Here is a 16,906-nt window from a genome sequence, read left to right on the forward strand (position 1 = left end):
ACGGCCTATTTCAAAAAGTCTTGTTCTAGAGTATGGGTTAATTTACCTACTTTGGTAAAGGTTTCTTGGTATTCTTCTTGGCATTTCGAATCGGCGACCAATCCGCCGCCCGCCCAGCAATGTAGGTTGCCATGATCTGCTACTAGCGTTCGTATGGTAATGCTGGAATCCATTTGTCCGTTGGCACTGAAATAGGCAATGGAACCGCAATACGCTGAACGCTCATGGGGTTCTAATTCATCAATGATTTCCATAGCGCGAATTTTTGGTGCGCCGGTAATGGAACCACCGGGGAAGCTTTGATGAAACACACGAATGGCGTGGTCCGCTTGATCTATTCTTCCTTCCACCGTCGAGACCAAATGGTGCACGTTAGCGTAACTTTCTAACGCAAACAAAGATGGAACCTTGATGCTGCCCGTCAAGCAAGTTCGGCCTAGGTCATTGCGAAGCAAGTCCACAATCATTAGGTTTTCGGCGCGATCTTTGGTGGAAGCCAGTAACCAATTAGCATTGGCTTTGTCTTCTTCCGGTGTTGTGCCACGTGCGACGGTGCCTTTGATCGGTTTGGATTCTACTCGACCTTGATCGCACAATAAGAAACGTTCCGGAGAATGACTCAGCAAACTTTGCTGCGGCGAAAGTCCTATGTACGCCGAAAACGGTGTTGGACAGACGTTTCTTAACGTTTGGTAAGCGGTAAAGGTGTCGCCTTGATAAGTACTGGAAAAACGCTGAGCCAAATTCACCTGATAGCAATCACCGGATTGAATGTAGTCTTGTACCGTGGCGAATTTCTGTGCGTATTCTGCTTCTGTCATGTTTGAAGCAAAAGGCGTTTGCAGGGAAAACGCATTCGCGTGATGTAAATCGTGCTTTACAAGCACATCGTCACAGGCGCTGGTAAGGCGATTGATAATGTCGGCGGCTTCTTCTTGATCACACCATGGTGCGATGATCAGTTGAGTCGTTTTTGTTTTGTGAGACGTCACCACGGCCCACGCGTAAAGGCCAACACTGAGGGGTTCTAATGAAATGTCGTGTTTTACCGTGTCTGGTAATGCCTCAACAAAATGGCCGCTTTCGTATCCATAGTAGCCTAGCAACCCGCCGATAAAAGGCAGGTCTTTGGGGGCGTTTTTTGCCCACGGTTCTTGGCAAATAAGCGTCATGAGCTCATTCATCAAGGACATCGGGTTCTCCGTTTCACTCAATGTATAAAGCGGTTTCGTGCGCCACGTAATGGGTTGGCTGTTCGCGCGCGGGTGAATGCGCGCCAGTGGGTTGGCCACGACTATGTCGTATTGGGTATCTGGGAAATGTTCATGGTTACTGTCGAGCAGTGCAGGGTAGGGCAAGTCTCTTACGGCAGAAAAGAAAGACAATAAAGACGCCTGATAAGGGAGGTTTACCTGTTCGATTTCTGACATTTATTTTAATACCTAGTAATATGAGATCTGCGCTGGCCAATACGTTGTTTAATCTGATCAAGACGAAGTTTAAATAGACTCTAGATGTTCATTTATGCATCATGATTTTCGTTTTGTTGTCTATTTGCTTATTCGTTTTGGTTTCGTTCGAAACACAGTGCGCAAGGTCTCAATGCAGTCGTTTTCTATTTGATAAACATTGTATTCTTTTAGATAGGTTCCTCACAGGTTAATTACAAGTGTCTGATGTTTTTTATCTTTCTTTACCCAATGCGGACATAGCGTACCGCCTTTACGAAAACCCCAACGCAGACACCGATCGAGCGTGTTTGCTGTTGCACGGTGCTGGTGTCGCCGGGGAAATTACGTTTTCTCCGATGTTGCCGTTTTTTACGCAATGGCGTTGGATGTTGGTGCCAGACCTGAAAGGCATGGGCGAGTCCTTTCATCAGCATGGCAAAGAAGGGGCGGTGTCGATTGCGGAATTGACGGAAGAAGTCGATGGGTTGCTAACCCATGTGAAATGGGATGCGTTTGATATTGTGGCGTATTCGTTGGGTGGATTGGTGGCGCTTAATTTGAACTATCAGCGCCGTTTAAAAGGTAAATCAAACGTAAAAATGGCTTTATTAGAACCGGCCTCTTTGGACCGTGAAGACCTGTCTACCTTAATGGACGTTCGTCAGAAATATCGTCATGCGTCTCAATTGATTCATGACACCGGCGATGTGGAGTTGGGCGTGGCGTCATTTATGGATGGCGTGTCGCCGAATCGTCGCAAGCACCCCGTGGCCGAAGCGACGACGCAATCTCGTCTCGCGCATCGACCGTTTGGGTTTGCTTATGCGCTGGATGCGGTAACAGATCATGTTGAAATCATGGCGAACCAACCAAAATTAAGAGACGCCATGATTGGTGTGTCGGAGCAGGTGTTCTTATTCTCGGGCGAACTCAGTCACGATGCATTAAAACAACATTACGAATTGTTGAGCATGAAAAACGACGCTTGGCAGCACAAAACCATGAGCGCTTGTGATCATTCTTTGCCATTTCAAAAACCAAGGCAAATTGCGAATCACATTAACAAATGGTTTTCAGTGAATTAACATGCATTAAATCGAATGGAAGAAGGGAAGGAGCAGGACGCTCGTTCTCGTTCAATATTCTAAAACGGTAAAACGGTAAAACGGTAAAACGGTAAAACGGTAAAACAAGGAGGTTTTCTATGGGCCATCAACATGGCTTTTCTTTGCTCGAACTCTTATGTGTTCTCGCTATCTTAAGTATTTTAGCGTACGTCGGTTCCGCGCAATTCCTAACTGTCAGTCAAAATACCCAAGATAAAAACGCGTTAAAAACAGAGATGAAACGTTTATCGGACGCGCTTATTCAGGCTCGCCAATTAGCGGTTGTCAGTGGTCAAACCAGTTTTTTGTGTGGTGGTGAACATTGCGATGGACACTGGTCTTCTGGTTTTACTCTCTATCAAGCTGTGCCTTTCGGTGGTTTAGACAAAGTTTATCGGCACATTGTCTTTGATGATTTACTCAATGTCTCTTGGCGTGGTTTTCCGTCGCAAAAAAAGCAAATCGAATTCCATTCCAACGGTTTATCTGGTTATCAAAATGGCACCTTTGAATTTTGCTTAGGCGCTTGGCAAACCGATTTGGTATTGAACCAAAGCGGTCGTTTTTATACGTCTGATCCGAAAGCCAAAAGCGCGGAGGCGTGTTTATGAAAAAGCCGCTTTCCATTCGTTTTTTATCGCCATCCCATCAACGGGGTTGGATCATGCTTGAAGTCATTCTTTGCTTGGCACTGTTTGCGGTTGTTTTGCATCTTGCGCAACGCCAAAACCAAGTCCAATGGAACGCTATTCAAAAGATGGAGGCGCAACGAAATCGGCAAGAAAACCAACAAAAGCAAGCCGCGATGGTGGCGTTAACAGGGTCTTCATCTTGGCTGAGTGATCAAGAGAAAAAAGCCTATCCAGATTGTCAAACTTGCTCTGGGAGTCAATTAGAAGGTTGGTTTTATGGTTCGCTGCACCCTGTTTCGAATGCCACGTTGGGAGGCGAAAAATGAATCGCCTTATGAACGTTCGCGTAAAAATAAAGGGCAGTTTGTTGCTTGAGTTGCTGGTGGCTTGTGCTTTAATTTCGTTGTTTTTGCCTTTTTTGGTGAGCGCGATAGCTCGGTTGCAAGAGCGCCACTTTTTGGCGCAAACGTACCAAGATCAACATGAGATCAAAGCCGCCATCGATGCACACTTTCAGTCGCAATGGTCGCGTTTGGTGCCAGCAAATTGTAGGTTGAATGGCGCATTGTTTTTAACCATTCAGTCTGGTGAATCACCTCCTGTTCGGCTTGCTTCTCGCACGGTGTCTGAGACATCGGATTGGATTCAGGGAACCGATTATGGCTTGTGTCGGAGCGCGATGACGGTCTCCGGTAATCCATTTGAAACGGATCTATCATGCCATTGGAAGGCGGGCGACCGAGCGACCTTCTCAAGTTGCGCATTGAGCAATATTGGTCAAGTTCTGTCGGTCAGTAGTCATAGCAGCAAAATAGCGTTAACGGACGATTTGGCGATCGGGCAATCTGGAATATTGGAAAGCCAAGATGGCTTTTATTGGTATGTGTCTCCTGGCAAAGAAGGTAGCAACGCATTTTGGCGAACCCCAGAAGAAAGTGGTAATTCATTGGAACTGTTGAACGGCATAGAGCGTTTGTCGGTGTTTCCGCTATTAGACGATGATGACAATGGTCTGGTGGATTCTATCGATACACGATATGGGCAGTATTCGTTGAAAAAGCTTCGTGCGCTATGGGTGGAATATCAATATCGCTTAACCGATTGCAAATTGGATCGGCAAGACGCTTTTGCCCAAGATTATCATTCAATGAGGGGCGGTGATTGGCATTATTTGGCGCCTTGTCAGGGCATCGGAAATCACATTGTTGTATTAAAAGGAATGTGAAAACGATGAAGGTGTTTGGTGTTCGTACTGTGCGCGGGTGGGTGTCGTTGCCGATTATTGTGCTCTTATTGGCCATCTCTACGGTGTCGGTGCAATATCAGCAAAGGTTACAAGCGTCTTACCAATGGCGAGGTCAGCTTAATGACATTGAGAATGAACAACAAATTTGGACGGAATTCGAACAGGCGTTTGTTCTGTCGCCTTTGTTTTCGTCAGCCACATTGAGTCCATGTTCCGGTTTCTGCGCTTTAGAACTGTTTGGGCAAGAAAAAACATGGCAGAAAAACGCACAGACCCTGTCTTATCAGTGGCAACGTGATGAATTTATTCAACAGGAAACGGGAGAAACCGTCGTGTCTTATCGGCTTTGTGCCAGCCAAAACCAGCAAGCATATCGATGCTGGTGGTGGCGTGGTGACACATTGCTTTCAGAAGGCTGGGTTAGTGCTTCTTATTGAAGGCTTTTAAATGTTCCGCACTGCAAAATGGTCGCGCATCTTGGTCGTGAATGGCATGAGAGCGAGGCGTAAAAGTTTGGCACTCTTCGCAGCGAACCATGCTTTCTTGCGACTCGTCCTTTTTGGCCGAATCCGTTTTTTGGGCTTTCTCTGGCGATTTACTGCCTTTGAAAAGGACAAATTGGCGATATAACCACCAACCAATAAAGAAAATAGCAACAAAAACGATCAATCGTACGATCATATACTTTACCTAGCTTGGGTTATTCCAGACAATAACGGGCATATTCTAACAGAGTTCACGAGATAGCAACTGTATGACATTACGAATTGCAATGGCCCAGCTGGACATGCTGGTCGGCGACATCACGAAAAACACCCAATCTGTGATTAATGCGGCGTGTAAAGCCCGCGACGAAGAACGCGCCGATGTGGTGGTTTTTCCTGAGTTAACGTTAACGGGCTATCCACCAGAAGATTTATTGTTGCGCTCCAGTTTGGACCCACGTATTGAATCCGCCTTAGCAAAAATTTTGGCTGATGTGCGTGATATTTACGTGGTCGTGGGTTATCCACGTCGTATCGATGGCGAATTGTTTAACTGCGCTGGTGTGATTTATCAAGGCAGTTTGCTGGTGGAATACGCAAAGCAAAAATTGCCTAACTTCCTTGTGTTTGATGACAAACGCTATTTCAGTGAAGGTCGCGATGCGGGTCTTGTTGATATCAAAGGCGTAAAAGTGGGGTTGAGTATTTGTGAAGATATTTGGCACCCAGAGCCGATCGCACAAGCCAAAGCCGCGGGCGCGGAACTGATTCTTAACTTGAATGCCTCGCCTTATCACATCGAAAAAATGGGTGAACGTGAAGCCTTGCTTCATCAACGTGCGACGGAAGTCACCTTGCCGATCGTCTATGTGAACTACATGGGCGCGCAGGACGAATTAGTCTACGAAGGCGGTTCTTTTGCGGTCAATGCCAAAGGCGAAAAAGTCATGCAAGCGCCGTGGTTTGAAGCGGGTTTGTATTGTCTAGATATGATTGTCGATGAAAGTCAGCCTCATAAAGTTGAGCCGGTTTCTAGTCATATTGCGCCAGCATTAGACGTGGAAGCCAGCGTCTACCAAGCCATGGTGCTTGGTCTACGAGACTACATTACTAAGAACCGTTTTAAAGGCATTGTCCTTGGCTTGAGTGGCGGTATCGATTCGGCCTTGTCGTTGGCAGTTGCGGTGGACGCCATCGGAGCGGATCGTGTTCAAGCGGTGATGATGCCTTACACTTATACGTCTTCCATTAGCTTGCACGATGCGGAAGAAGAGGCCAAGTTGCTCGGTGTGAAATACAGCGTGTTGCCGATAGAATCCATGGTGTCTGCGTTTACCGACGTGCTTGCGCCAGAATTTGAAGGTCTTGGTAACGACACGACAGAAGAAAATCTACAAGCTCGAACGCGCGGTGTTGTCCTCATGGCCATTTCGAATAAGAAGGGTTTGATGGTGCTGACGACCGGCAATAAAAGCGAAATGGCCGTCGGCTACGCCACCTTGTATGGCGATATGGTTGGTGGTTATTCCGTATTAAAAGACGTGTTTAAAACCCTCGTTTTTAAACTGTGTCGCTACCGAAATACCTTGGGTTATGTGATTCCAGAACGTGTGATTACACGTCCGCCGTCAGCAGAACTCGCGCCCGATCAAAAAGACGAAGACTCGTTACCAAGCTACGACATCCTCGATGAGATTTTACGCATGTACATCGAAGAAGATCAAAGTGCGGAAGCCATTTTGGCTACGAAGAAATTCGACCGAGAAACCGTGTATCGCGTACTTCGTCTTGTTGACGTGAACGAATACAAACGCCGCCAATCACCAACGGGTGTTCGCATCACGGCTCGTGGATTTGGTCGAGATCGTCGTTATCCCATCACCAACGGTTGGCACATCGGCGAGTAATGAGTGCCGTTGTTACTCATCTTTGCCCTTTTCGAGGGGCAAGGGTGAGGCTGTTTTGACATCGCTTTTCTATACTGATCTTTGACGTGATCATTCTGTGAGTTCACGGCGTTTCCTTTTTCTAACGCTCCAAGTCAACATGCCTTTCATTTTTCATCATTACGCCTTCGCCATTCAGTCAGATAAAGCCGCGAGAGTGGATAAGCTTTTAAATAAACATGGACAATAGCTGCTATGGTGAGTCATAAATAACGCTAATGTATTTTGTGTGGAGGTAAGGCTGATGTGGTTAAAGGCTTCTTGCATGTTTGAATTTCATGCTTCTGTACCGACGCCGTTTATCTTGATGTTGCGACCTCGAAGTGGTGAGCAGCAATGGATTTCGCGAGAAGATTATGTCTTGTCGCCGAGTGTTCCAGCGGTCGAATTCACCGATTCATTTGGTAACTTGTGTCAACGTCTTGTGGCGCCAGTAGGGCGTTTTTCATTGCGAACGCTGGTGCATGTAGAGACCGCAGACTATTCTGATATCGCGCCGGGAGCGCCGTTTATTGCGGTTCCACAACTTCCGGATGAAACCTTACCCTTCCTGCTTCCTAGTCGTTATTGCGATTCAGATCATTTTACGGAGATGGCGGCGTCGATCGCGATGGGTTATGCGCCTGGTTATGATCAGTGTGCGGCTATCGTGGATTATATTCGTCGAACAATAGAATACACGCCGGGACACGGTCAGGAGACCATCAGCGCTTCCGAAGTGAATGGACAAGGTCATGGCGTGTGTCGAGACATGGCGCATTTAGGTATCGCGTGTTGCCGCGCGTTGTGTATACCGGCGCGAATGGTGGTTGGGTATCTTGAAGGCCTTTATCCGATGGATTTGCATGCTTGGTTTGAAGCCTATGTTGGTGACCGTTGGTACACCTTCGATCCTACCCAAACCGATTTACAGGGTGGACGAGTCGCCATCGCCTTTGGGCGAGATGCAACCGATGTGGCTATTTATACTCAGTTTGGCGTACCCATTGAGCTGTTGAGTATGGAGGTCCAAGTTGAGCAAGTCCCCAAACCGAACTATTGAAATTAATGTAATAACCCCTTAATACCTTTTTGCTTTCCCTAGCTGTTAAAACAGAGGACGTTTTAAACACAACAGAGGAAAGTGTCATGTCTAATAAAAAAATCTTAATGATCACGGGCGATTTCACGGAAGATTACGAAACCATGGTGCCGTTTCAGGCGTTGATGAGTGTTGGCCATACGGTGCATGCGGTGTGCCCAGACAAAAAATCTGGTGATACGGTCGCGACGGCAATTCATGATTTTGAAGGCGATCAAACGTACACGGAAAAACCGGGCCATCGATTTGCGCTAAATGCGACGTTTGCTGACATTAACGCTGAAGATTACGATGCCTTGGTGATTCCCGGTGGTCGTGCACCAGAATACCTTCGCCTCAATAAAGACGTCATTGCCATGGTGAAACACTTTTTTGATGCCAATAAACCCGTTGCAGCGGTGTGTCATGGCGCGCAGTTATTGGCCGCTGCTGGTGTGTTAACGAATCGTAAATGTTCCGCTTATCCAGCGTGTCAGCCTGAAGTGGAACTTGCTAATGGTGAGTTTATGGACATTCCCGTTGATCAAGCCGTGACGGATGGCAATCTGGTGACGGCACCTGCATGGCCAGCGCATCCCGCTTGGTTGGCTCAGTTTTATGCCTTGTTAGCGAAGTAATTCTCTAAAGGGAACCCGTTTCAGTAAGGCGGATTTAACATTGTCATGAGACAGTAAAATGTGAAATCCGCCTAACTTCCACGATTGTTTTGAACTAGACTGTTTGCACCGCGCCACGATAGATTCCAACAGAGACGCCAATAACAAAAATACGCGAGCCCGTTTCGCCACTCAGTAGGATAAATACCATGTGTAAGCTTTTTGTGAATTCTGATCCAAGTCTATGGGAAAACGTCACCCGCTCATTGCGGATTGATGGCATGGTTACTAGCATTCGGTTAGAAAGTTTTTTTTGGTTCACGCTGGAAGAGATCGCTCAGCGAGACAAGTTGTCCTTGTCACAAATGATCGCCAAGCTAAACCACGAAGCCTTGGATGCCGGACACAATCTTGATAATTTCACGTCTTTTCTGCGAGTGTGTGCCATGCGTTATTTGCATCTGCAAACCATTGGCATGCTGCCGCATTCTGGTGATATTAGTATTGCTTCGCTCAATACGGATCGAATTCTTGAGCAAGAAAAATACTATCTTGAAACACATCAATAATGGGTCTCGAAGTTTGACAATGTTTCGTGCGGATTGTTGATGTCTTATTTATTATTTTCTGCCTTCCTGCCTGAAATACACCTTCTATTTCCTATATAATGTGCGCCATATCGTTCTTTACGACTCACTTAGTTTAAGCGCTTTCTTAACCGAGCGCCTTTTTACACACAAAGACGGCACTTTATGTTTGACGCATCATCCACACGTTTAAATAAATACATCAGTGAAAGCGGCATTTGTTCTCGAAGAGACGCAGATCGCTTTATTGAACAGGGCAATGTTTTCATTAATGGCAAGCGCGCCAAGGTGGGCGACCAAGTGGCGGCGGGCGATACGGTCAAGGTGAACGGACAATTGATCGAGCCACAAGACGCGGATGATTTTGTCTTTATTGTACTGAACAAACCAGTAGGTATTGTGAGTACGACGGAAAGTTCGGAACGAAATAATATTGTTGATTTTGTCAGTCACGGTGTGCGAATTTTCCCGATCGGTCGTTTGGACAAAGACTCTCAAGGCTTGATCTTTTTGACCAATAACGGCGATCTGGTGAATAAAGTCTTGCGCGCTGGTAACAACCACGAGAAAGAATATTTGGTCACGGTAAATAAGCCAATCACCGACGACTTTATTAAAGGCTTGGCGGGCGGTGTTCCTATTTTGGGTACGATGACCAAAAAATGCCCCGTCACCAAGGTAACGGCGAATGTGTTTAATATCACGCTAGTACAAGGCTTGAATCGTCAAATTCGTCGTATGTGTGAGCACTTTGGTTACGATGTGGTAAAGCTAGAACGCACGCGCATCATGAACGTGAATTTAAAAGGTGTCCCTGTTGGTGAATGGCGTGATTTGACGGAAAAAGAGTTGGCGGTTTTGTTAAAGTCGATTGAAGATTCTTCATCAGAAAGTACAACGCCAGCAAAAAAAGCCCGTAAGGCGCCAAGAAATACCAATCGAACGAATACTGCATCAAAGCCTGTCGCAGTACAAAAAGCCAATACGAAACACCCGAAAAAGGAAGATCCTCGTAAACCGGCTGGTGGCTCTAAAGGCAAAGATCGACGTCCTTTTGGTGATCCGAAAAAGCCAACGGGCAATAGCAAACATCCAAACGGGAAACCTTCCGGTACATCCAAAGGAAATGGAAAGCCGAGTGGTGCAGGAAAACCCAATAGTGGAAAGCCAAGCAGCGGTAAACCGACAGGCAATGGTAAGCGCCCTGCAAAAGGCAAAGGTGGCCCGCAACGTTCTTCACGTCCGTAATGGTTTGTTAGATCAGAGTTAACCGATGTTTAAAGAGCCACCGTGGAGTCACGGTGGCTAAGTGAGTCTTAGTTGCCTAGAACATTGCTTGTCGATTTTTTAGAAACCTTGGCCGCTTTCTTTTCTTTTGCCGTTAAAAGCGGTTTCTTTTTCGCATTTTTCTTACTGTCTTGACCTTTGCTCATAACATTCACCTTGCATCATCACGTTATTAACCTAGGTTGGCTTTCGTCAACGTAAGGGCGGTATATTGCGTATGATTTCAATCAACAACGTCACCATATTTCGCAACTCAATCAGTATGTTCTTATTTTTGAAGAAGAGAAAGGCATACTTAGTCATGCCCTTCAGCATCATGTTTGTGTGCGAAATAAAGGCGCTGATTGGTTCGTTTATAAGGCTCAATGTCAGTTTTGTGGTGGATTTAACGACAACTAAGGACGTATGTAGACAGTGTTGAGGGATTGTTTGTATAACCCTTTTTCGCTTCTTATTATTCGTTGTGCCCTCGAATAGAAATGGGAATAGGAGGTTAGGATGAAAATAATGAAACGCTTGGTTCAACCTGTGTTTTTAGTCGTGTTAATGTTTGGTGTCACCGCATGCGTTATGTTACCTGCTGGAGGCCCACATGGTCACAGTGGCGGTGGTGCGGCGCCTCATCGATAAAAGAAGGAACGTTTCGGCGTTCCTTTTTTTATGTATGTTCGCTATCTTGTAGTCTGAGTAGACTTTACTGCTTCGCTGATTTTAGCGTGTGATAACTTTTAGGGATTTAGAGTAAATATGTACACAGATGAAGATCTAAATTTGGCGATTAAAAAGGGCGTTTTTACAACAGCGTCAGTGGATGAATTTCGTCACCTTATGTCGTCATCCAGCGGGACGTCTTCTGTCGATGAAGAGAACTTTCGTTTGGTTGGTGGCTTTAACGATATTTTTGTCGTCATCGCCTGTGCCTTGTTGTTGTTTTCGTCGTTGTGGGTGCTTCAATCGGTTAATGACAGCTTAGGGTATTTTGTTTTTGCCGCCTTATCGTGGGGGTTGTCGGAAGTTTTTATATTGCGCCGAAAAATGGCACTGCCTGCCATTGTGTTGTTGCTGGCCTTTGTTGGCGGTGTGTTTGCTTTCACCCAATCTTTATTTGGGTGGCAGTCTAGTTACGCCGTTATTGTTGCGACGGCGCTGTCGACCGTGACGGCTTATGTTCATTGGCGGCGTTTTAACGTGCCGATTACTGTTGCGGTAGGCGTTGGCGCTGCGTTGGCCATGCTGGCTTCTGTTGTGATCAGTATTGTCCCTGACCGGACGGATATCTTAATGGTGACCTTGTTTGTGTGCGGTTGTATTGCGTTTGTCTGTGCCATGTATTGGGATGCGGCGGATACGAACCGAACGACACGTAAGTCAGATGTGGCATTTTGGCTACACCTTTTGTCTGCTCCTTTGATTATACATCCGATTTTTTCAAGCCTGGGTGTTCTGGATGGTAATGAAAGTTTGAACAATATGACGATGATTGTTTTGTTGTATGTGTTTATGACGGTCATATCCGTCGCGATAGATCGTCGTGCTTTTATGGTTTCTTCCCTTTTTTATGTGATTTATGCTTTGTCGAGTTTGTTCGAAAATTACGGTGGTGTTGGTTACAGCCTAGCGGCAACCGGTGTGGTAATGGGCGCATTTTTGCTGATGTTGTCTGTTTATTGGCAAACGGTGAGGGCGTTATTTGTATTGCAGCTGCCAGAGGAAATACAACGTTATCTTCCTGCAATAAGAGCGAAGTAGATGATGATTTATCGACGTAATACCTGTTTTTATACATTCTTCTGTGCCGCGGTGATTGTGCTTTTATCGGGTTGCTCGGCACTGCAAAAAACAATGGAAGTGAGCAAGCCAAAAGCGTTGGTAACGGGTGTCTCGGTTGATAGTTTATCAATGGAGGCCGTGACTTTATTGGTGGATGTGGAAGTCAGTAACCCGAATTCGTTTGCTATAAAAACCGCAGGGTTTGATCTGGATTTCCTAATCAATGACCGCAAAATAGCGTCTGTTGCTCAGGCGGATTCAAACCTCACATTGCCTGCGAAAGGTAAAAACAGTCTTCAATTACCCGTGACTTTGACGTTCGATCAAGTCATGAAGAGCGTGGAAGGGTTGTCGACAAACACTGAATTCAATTACGCCATAGACGGTAATGTAGTGGTCAATCTCCCTGTACTGGGAGATTGGAATATGCCGGTGTCTTTTTCAGGTGTGCTACCGATACCAAAGCAACCTGAGGTGGTTTTTAAAGAAGTCAGTGTGGACGCTATTGGTTTTAGTGGCGTTCAGTTGCATGTGGATCTTTCGATTACAAACCCTAATGTTTTCGAGATCAATTTGCAGGATGTGAGCTATGCTTTAAAGGCAGAAGGTCAGTCATTGGGGCAAGGTGAAATACAATCCATCGACTTACCCAAAGGGTCGACACAAACCCTCTCCATTCCATTGTCGATTGGTATCAGTGACATGGGAATGAACTTGTATCGTTTGCTAACCAGCTCGGACCCTGTTGCAGTAGATGTTAACGTGGGGGCAAAGGTGGATACGGATATAGCAGGATGGCGGTCGACGCCATTGCAATTCAAGACTCAGCAAGTATTAAGCCGATGAGCTAATGTTTAGCCGAAAATACAGGGCATTGCTTATTTAAATGCCCTTAAGCTTACTTTGGTTGTAGTAAGTGCATTTTTTAAAAGGAAGTAAAAAATGAATAGCATACCTGAAGACGCCGATATTTCTAAGATGTTAGAAGGTGCGTATTTTAAAGATTGTTTTATCGGCTATATCGACGATCCAAACCAAACCGCGATGGACGTTTGGTTGGATTTGATGAAAAAAACGCCCCAGTGGGTCAATGCGTTGATGTCATTGCGAAATCTCATGGTGTCTTTTGTCGGCTTGAAGAACCTTGGGACTTTCGGCAACGTAGTTCTTGCGAAGCATGGTGATGATTATTTAGAAGGTGACAGAGTGGGGATTTTCTCTGTTTATTTAAATAAGAAATACGAAGTGATCTTGGAAGACAAAGATAAGCACCTTGATGTGAAGGTTTCCCTGTATTTAGAGCCAGAAGGCTCGCGTTTTAAGGTACATCTCACCACCGTAGTGCATGTGAAAAACCGCCTTGGTAAATTTTATATGTTGTTTGTCGCACCGATGCACAAGCTTATTGTTCCTTCGAGCTTATCCCATTTAGAAAAAGCAACGAGATAGCGAGGAATTTCACTGCGATGTGTATGCTTATTAAAGAGAGCCCTGAATGTTGATGAACGCTCGGGGCTTTTTGGTTTTTATCGTGAAAAATAATCGGATGGCCTATAAAGCAATCTTGTTATGTCTGACAGCATGGGTGAAAAGGTGAGCTCATGTGCATATTCCTTTGGAATATTAAACATTTGTTAAAAATTGAATATCTTTGATAGCTTGATCATTTGTCATATTTATCGTGTTATATACAAAGATTAAGCGCTTTGATTACGGCGTGTAGGTAGGTCTTACGAAGAACGTTTTTTATTTTTTGGAAGGGTATGAGTCGTCCATTGTTTTATGACAGTGTCACCGCCTGCGATGAATGTGATTCACTTCACCGAATACCGCCGTTAAAAAGTGGCGAGCGTTTTAAATGCGCACGTTGCGGCCATGTACTAATCAATGTGCATGCGTATGTAAAAGGACGCATTTTTAGTGCAGGGTGCTCCTCTCTCTTCATGTTAGTGTTTGCTTTAATATTTCCTTTCCTTGGTTTTTCTAGTAATGGTGCTGAGCGAAGCATCACTCTTTTTACTGTTGTTAGTGTACTGATTAATCAAGATTATCTCTTGCTCAGTGCGGTGATTAGTTTGGCGTTGTTTGTCTTTCCTGTTGCCTATTTGTTAGCGGTCGTTTTATTAGTATGGTCGTTTCGTCATCGTTATATACGTCGTTCCATCATGCGTTATTTAATTCGTTGGGTAATTGCCATTCAACCTTGGTTAATGGTTGATGTTTTTTTGGTCGGAATTTTAGTGGCCTTAGTCAAAATGGACAGTTTGGCGGATATTGAACTGGGGCTGTCATTTTGGGCATTTTGCGCTTATGTATTGCTGCTGTTAAAAACCGTCAGTTTGGTGGATCGACGTTGGCTTTGGAATCAAATAGAAGGCCAAGGGCCAGATTATCTTTTGATAGAGCGGACGGACTCTGACGTGTTTGAATCGGCTCAGCAACATGGACTGATCGGTTGTCATTTTTGTGGCGCGACATTGCATCATTCTGCACGTCATTGTAGCCGCTGTGGACATTCAATTCACAGTCGTCGTCCGCACAGTTTAACGGGGACGATCGCGTTTCTTATTGCCTCTGTGATCATGTTTGTACCAGCGAATGTTTTCCCTATTATGCAGACCACTTTTTTAGGTGGAAGCGAGCCGTCGACGATTATGGGCGGCGTGTTGTTATTGTGGTCTTTAGAGTCTTATCCGGTTGCCTTGGTGATATTCATGGCCAGTGTGGTCATACCTCTGGTTAAAATTTTGTCATTAAGCTGGTTGTGTTGGCAGTGTTATTACCCGACAGAACGTAAAACCTTGCAAAAAATACGCTTGTATCGCATAACCGAATTAGTAGGGCGTTGGTCGATGATTGATATTTTTGTGGTGGCTGTGTTAACGGGGTTGGTGCAAATGGGGGAATTAATGTCCATTTTACCGGGGCCAGCGGTGTTGTCATTTATGTCGGTTATTATTCTAACGATGTTGGCCGCAATGACATTTGATCCGCGATTATTATGGGACAGTAACAGGGACTCAGTAAGCACACCTCGACAGGAGAAAAAAGAGTGATAGAGGAAAAGAAGAATGTCGAGAACCTTCGACGTGTACGTTTTAACACTATTTGGTTGGTGCCGCTCGTGGCGATTATGGTGGCGAGTTGGATGTTATATCAAAATTGGTCCAGCCAAGGGCCTGTTATTACGTTAACTGCACCTAATGCAGAAGGGTTAGAAGCGGGTCAAACTAAGCTGAAAGCACGCAATGTCGATGTCGGAAAAGTGATTGGTATTCGCCTTAGTAGCGACTTTGATAAAGCCATTATTCAGGTGCGTATGAATCAAGGTACGCAAAAAATGCTACGAGAAGATACCAAATTTTGGGTGGTAAAACCGCGTATTGGACGAGAAGGTGTGAGTGGCTTAGGTACCTTATTATCTGGTGCTTATATTGATATGGCGCCCAGTGAACAAGGTAAAGAAAGCACGGAATTTACCTTGTTAAGCCAGCCGCCACTGTCGACCAAAAAGGAAGGTGTCCGAATTCTACTGCACAGCGACGATAGCTCTAAATTGGATGTGGGGTCCTTGGTGCATTTTCGTGGTTATGAAGTGGGCTACATTGAAGAGGTGGGCTTTGATGCCGATTCAGGTTCCATCACCTATCGTGTTGTGGTGAAGCCGCCTTATGATGCCTTGGTGAACGATGCAGTTCAATTTTGGGTCACGCCTGGTTTGTCCTTTAAAAGTTCCGTACAAGGGTTTGAAGTAAGGTTAGACTCGTTAGAAACCTTTTTGTCTGGTGGTATTTCATTTGGGTTAGGTAAGAGCCGGTCGGCAGGTCAGCCAGTCAAAGACTTAACCTCATTCCGCTTATATCCATCAAAAGAAGACGCAGATAATAACTTATATGATCAGACGCTCGAATATGTTTTTTTGTTCGATTCTAATGTGAGCGGGCTTGCTGCGGGTGCGGATGTTGAGTTTCGTGGGGTTCGAATTGGGACGGTATTGGAAGTGCCTTTTACTGGAATATCGATGGATACATTAACTTCTCATGAAAGACCGGTTATTCCTGTGCTTGCCCGTATTGAGCCGCAACGTTTGAACGCGTGGAAAGTGTCTGGCGATGTATCATTGAAAAAATGGCAAGAATTATTGGACTATCGTATCCACCAAGGGCTCAGGGCGAGGCTTGAAATTGGCAATTATCTCAATGCCGCGAAAGTCATTAGTCTGGATTTTATGGACAATCCTCCACCGATAAAATTGAAAACATTTGAAGGTTATCAGGTGTTTCCCACTGGCCCTGATTCTTTAGCAAATATTGAAGGCAAGGTTTCAATTGTGCTGGATAAATTGGCCGATGTACCGCTTAAAGAAACATTTGATAAGCTGGGTAAAACAATGGGAGAAGCGAATGAAACCTTGCGTCAATTACAAGCCGTGAGTAAAAGTGTCAAACTGCTATTAGACCAGTCGGAAACTCAAGCGTTGCCAGCGGATTTATCGGATGTGATGGCTGAGTTGAATTTAACGCTCGAAACGTATCAGGCAAATGGACAGATTGGACGACCATTAAGAGAAAATATGGTGTCATTAGGTCGAGCATTGAATGAGTTACAGCCTTTGCTTAGGCAGCTTAGGGAGAATCCGAATACCTTAATTTTTGATAGTAAGCCACGCTTAGACGTTCAGCCGAAAGCGGCAAGATAGCGGGATAATGTAAGGGAGCA

The 16,906-nt window shown here is 45.3% G+C and carries 18 protein-coding genes; 16 read left to right on the forward strand and 2 right to left on the reverse strand.

The features are described from left to right. Positions 1-5: 5 nt before the first annotated feature. Positions 6-1,430, reverse strand: a complete 1,425-nt coding sequence (gene pabB / locus D104_RS20270; protein ID WP_024022449.1) for an aminodeoxychorismate synthase component I — start codon at positions 1,428-1,430, stop codon at positions 6-8. Between the two features lie 239 nt (positions 1,431-1,669). Here pabB and D104_RS20275 point away from each other — a divergent pair, with 239 nt between their 5' ends. The 5 genes from D104_RS20275 (at position 1,670) to D104_RS20295 (ending at position 4,872) form a co-directional block, all read left to right on the forward strand. Then, a complete protein-coding gene (locus tag D104_RS20275) occupies positions 1,670-2,536 on the forward strand; it encodes an alpha/beta hydrolase (protein ID WP_024022450.1) in 867 nt (288 codons plus the stop codon). Positions 2,537-2,655: 119 nt separating this feature from the next. Next, on the forward strand, positions 2,656-3,168 hold the full coding sequence (locus D104_RS20280) for a GspH/FimT family pseudopilin (protein ID WP_024022451.1): 513 nt from the start codon (positions 2,656-2,658) through the stop codon (positions 3,166-3,168). Beyond that, positions 3,165-3,515, forward strand: a complete 351-nt coding sequence (locus D104_RS20285; protein WP_024022452.1) for a hypothetical protein — start codon at positions 3,165-3,167, stop codon at positions 3,513-3,515. The genes D104_RS20280 and D104_RS20285 overlap by 4 nt, the downstream gene beginning before the upstream one ends. After that, the gene (locus D104_RS20290) at positions 3,512-4,414 is read left to right on the forward strand and encodes a hypothetical protein (protein WP_024022453.1); all 903 of its coding nucleotides are present in this window, start codon (positions 3,512-3,514) and stop codon (positions 4,412-4,414) included. The genes D104_RS20285 and D104_RS20290 overlap by 4 nt, the downstream gene beginning before the upstream one ends. Before the next feature lie 5 nt (positions 4,415-4,419). Then, entirely contained in the window at positions 4,420-4,872 is a 453-nt protein-coding gene (locus tag D104_RS20295; protein WP_024022454.1) for a hypothetical protein, read from the forward strand. On the opposite strand, the gene D104_RS20300 is transcribed toward D104_RS20295, so the two are convergent. Next, positions 4,856-5,116 carry a PP0621 family protein gene (locus D104_RS20300; RefSeq protein ID WP_024022455.1) on the reverse strand — a complete coding sequence of 87 codons (261 nt, stop codon included), beginning with the start codon at positions 5,114-5,116 and terminating at the stop codon, positions 4,856-4,858. The two genes, D104_RS20295 and D104_RS20300, sit on opposite strands and share 17 nt — an antisense overlap. A 73-nt stretch (positions 5,117-5,189) precedes the next feature. On the opposite strand from D104_RS20300, the gene D104_RS20305 reads away from it, so the two are divergent. The 11 genes from D104_RS20305 to pqiB all read left to right on the forward strand — a co-directional run bounded on the left by D104_RS20305 (position 5,190) and on the right by pqiB (position 16,886). Next, positions 5,190-6,827, forward strand: a complete 1,638-nt coding sequence (locus D104_RS20305; RefSeq protein WP_024022456.1) for an NAD+ synthase — start codon at positions 5,190-5,192, stop codon at positions 6,825-6,827. 304 nt (positions 6,828-7,131) lie between these two features. Next, on the forward strand, positions 7,132-7,908 hold the full coding sequence (locus tag D104_RS20310) for a transglutaminase family protein (RefSeq protein ID WP_327024713.1): 777 nt from the start codon (positions 7,132-7,134) through the stop codon (positions 7,906-7,908). A gap of 86 nt (positions 7,909-7,994) precedes the next feature. Further along, a complete protein-coding gene (locus tag D104_RS20315) occupies positions 7,995-8,564 on the forward strand; it encodes a DJ-1/PfpI family protein (protein WP_024022458.1) in 570 nt (189 codons plus the stop codon). Between the two features lie 188 nt (positions 8,565-8,752). After that, on the forward strand, positions 8,753-9,112 hold the full coding sequence (locus tag D104_RS20320; RefSeq protein WP_024022460.1) for a ribbon-helix-helix domain-containing protein: 360 nt from the start codon (positions 8,753-8,755) through the stop codon (positions 9,110-9,112). A gap of 183 nt (positions 9,113-9,295) precedes the next feature. Continuing rightward, positions 9,296-10,378 carry a 23S rRNA pseudouridine(2604) synthase RluF gene (rluF, locus tag D104_RS20325; RefSeq protein WP_024022461.1) on the forward strand — a complete coding sequence of 361 codons (1,083 nt, stop codon included), beginning with the start codon at positions 9,296-9,298 and terminating at the stop codon, positions 10,376-10,378. Between the two features lie 537 nt (positions 10,379-10,915). Beyond that, positions 10,916-11,047, forward strand: a complete 132-nt coding sequence (locus D104_RS37610; RefSeq protein WP_024022463.1) for a hypothetical protein — start codon at positions 10,916-10,918, stop codon at positions 11,045-11,047. A 117-nt stretch (positions 11,048-11,164) separates the two neighbouring features. Further along, positions 11,165-12,166, forward strand: a complete 1,002-nt coding sequence (locus D104_RS20330; protein ID WP_024022464.1) for a hypothetical protein — start codon at positions 11,165-11,167, stop codon at positions 12,164-12,166. After that, entirely contained in the window at positions 12,167-13,033 is an 867-nt protein-coding gene (locus D104_RS20335; protein WP_024022465.1) for an LEA type 2 family protein, read from the forward strand. A gap of 96 nt (positions 13,034-13,129) precedes the next feature. Then, positions 13,130-13,636, forward strand: a complete 507-nt coding sequence (locus D104_RS20340; protein WP_024022466.1) for a DUF2867 domain-containing protein — start codon at positions 13,130-13,132, stop codon at positions 13,634-13,636. 314 nt (positions 13,637-13,950) lie between these two features. Continuing rightward, positions 13,951-15,243 (forward strand): paraquat-inducible protein A, encoded by a 1,293-nt coding sequence (locus D104_RS20345; RefSeq protein ID WP_024022467.1) that lies wholly within the window; start codon positions 13,951-13,953, stop codon positions 15,241-15,243. Further along, positions 15,240-16,886: an intermembrane transport protein PqiB gene (gene pqiB / locus D104_RS20350; RefSeq protein WP_024022468.1), complete on the forward strand. Its 1,647-nt coding sequence runs from the start codon at positions 15,240-15,242 to the stop codon at positions 16,884-16,886. The genes D104_RS20345 and pqiB overlap by 4 nt, the downstream gene beginning before the upstream one ends. Positions 16,887-16,906 lie beyond the last annotated feature (20 nt).

The organism is Marinomonas profundimaris (assembly GCF_000508165.1).
Lineage (GTDB): Bacteria > Pseudomonadota > Gammaproteobacteria > Pseudomonadales > Marinomonadaceae > Marinomonas > Marinomonas profundimaris.

Excerpts from the sequence above, each read along its gene's own strand:
- D104_RS20320 (WP_024022460.1), top strand. The coding sequence starts at position 8,753 with ATGTGTAAGCTTTTTGTGAATTCTGATCCAAGTCTATGGGAAAACGTC.
- D104_RS20345 (WP_024022467.1), top strand. The coding sequence starts at position 13,951 with ATGAGTCGTCCATTGTTTTATGACAGTGTCACCGCCTGCGATGAATGT.
- rluF (WP_024022461.1), top strand. The coding sequence starts at position 9,296 with ATGTTTGACGCATCATCCACACGTTTAAATAAATACATCAGTGAAAGC.
- D104_RS20305 (WP_024022456.1), top strand. The coding sequence starts at position 5,190 with ATGACATTACGAATTGCAATGGCCCAGCTGGACATGCTGGTCGGCGAC.
- pabB (WP_024022449.1), bottom strand. The coding sequence starts at position 1,430 with ATGTCAGAAATCGAACAGGTAAACCTCCCTTATCAGGCGTCTTTATTG.
- D104_RS20285 (WP_024022452.1), top strand. The coding sequence starts at position 3,165 with ATGAAAAAGCCGCTTTCCATTCGTTTTTTATCGCCATCCCATCAACGG.
- D104_RS20300 (WP_024022455.1), bottom strand. The coding sequence starts at position 5,116 with ATGATCGTACGATTGATCGTTTTTGTTGCTATTTTCTTTATTGGTTGG.
- D104_RS20280 (WP_024022451.1), top strand. The coding sequence starts at position 2,656 with ATGGGCCATCAACATGGCTTTTCTTTGCTCGAACTCTTATGTGTTCTC.
- D104_RS37610 (WP_024022463.1), top strand. The coding sequence starts at position 10,916 with ATGAAAATAATGAAACGCTTGGTTCAACCTGTGTTTTTAGTCGTGTTA.
- D104_RS20335 (WP_024022465.1), top strand. The coding sequence starts at position 12,167 with ATGATGATTTATCGACGTAATACCTGTTTTTATACATTCTTCTGTGCC.
- D104_RS20295 (WP_024022454.1), top strand. The coding sequence starts at position 4,420 with ATGAAGGTGTTTGGTGTTCGTACTGTGCGCGGGTGGGTGTCGTTGCCG.
- D104_RS20315 (WP_024022458.1), top strand. The coding sequence starts at position 7,995 with ATGTCTAATAAAAAAATCTTAATGATCACGGGCGATTTCACGGAAGAT.
- D104_RS20340 (WP_024022466.1), top strand. The coding sequence starts at position 13,130 with ATGAATAGCATACCTGAAGACGCCGATATTTCTAAGATGTTAGAAGGT.
- D104_RS20290 (WP_024022453.1), top strand. The coding sequence starts at position 3,512 with ATGAATCGCCTTATGAACGTTCGCGTAAAAATAAAGGGCAGTTTGTTG.
- D104_RS20330 (WP_024022464.1), top strand. The coding sequence starts at position 11,165 with ATGTACACAGATGAAGATCTAAATTTGGCGATTAAAAAGGGCGTTTTT.
- D104_RS20310 (WP_327024713.1), top strand. The coding sequence starts at position 7,132 with ATGTTTGAATTTCATGCTTCTGTACCGACGCCGTTTATCTTGATGTTG.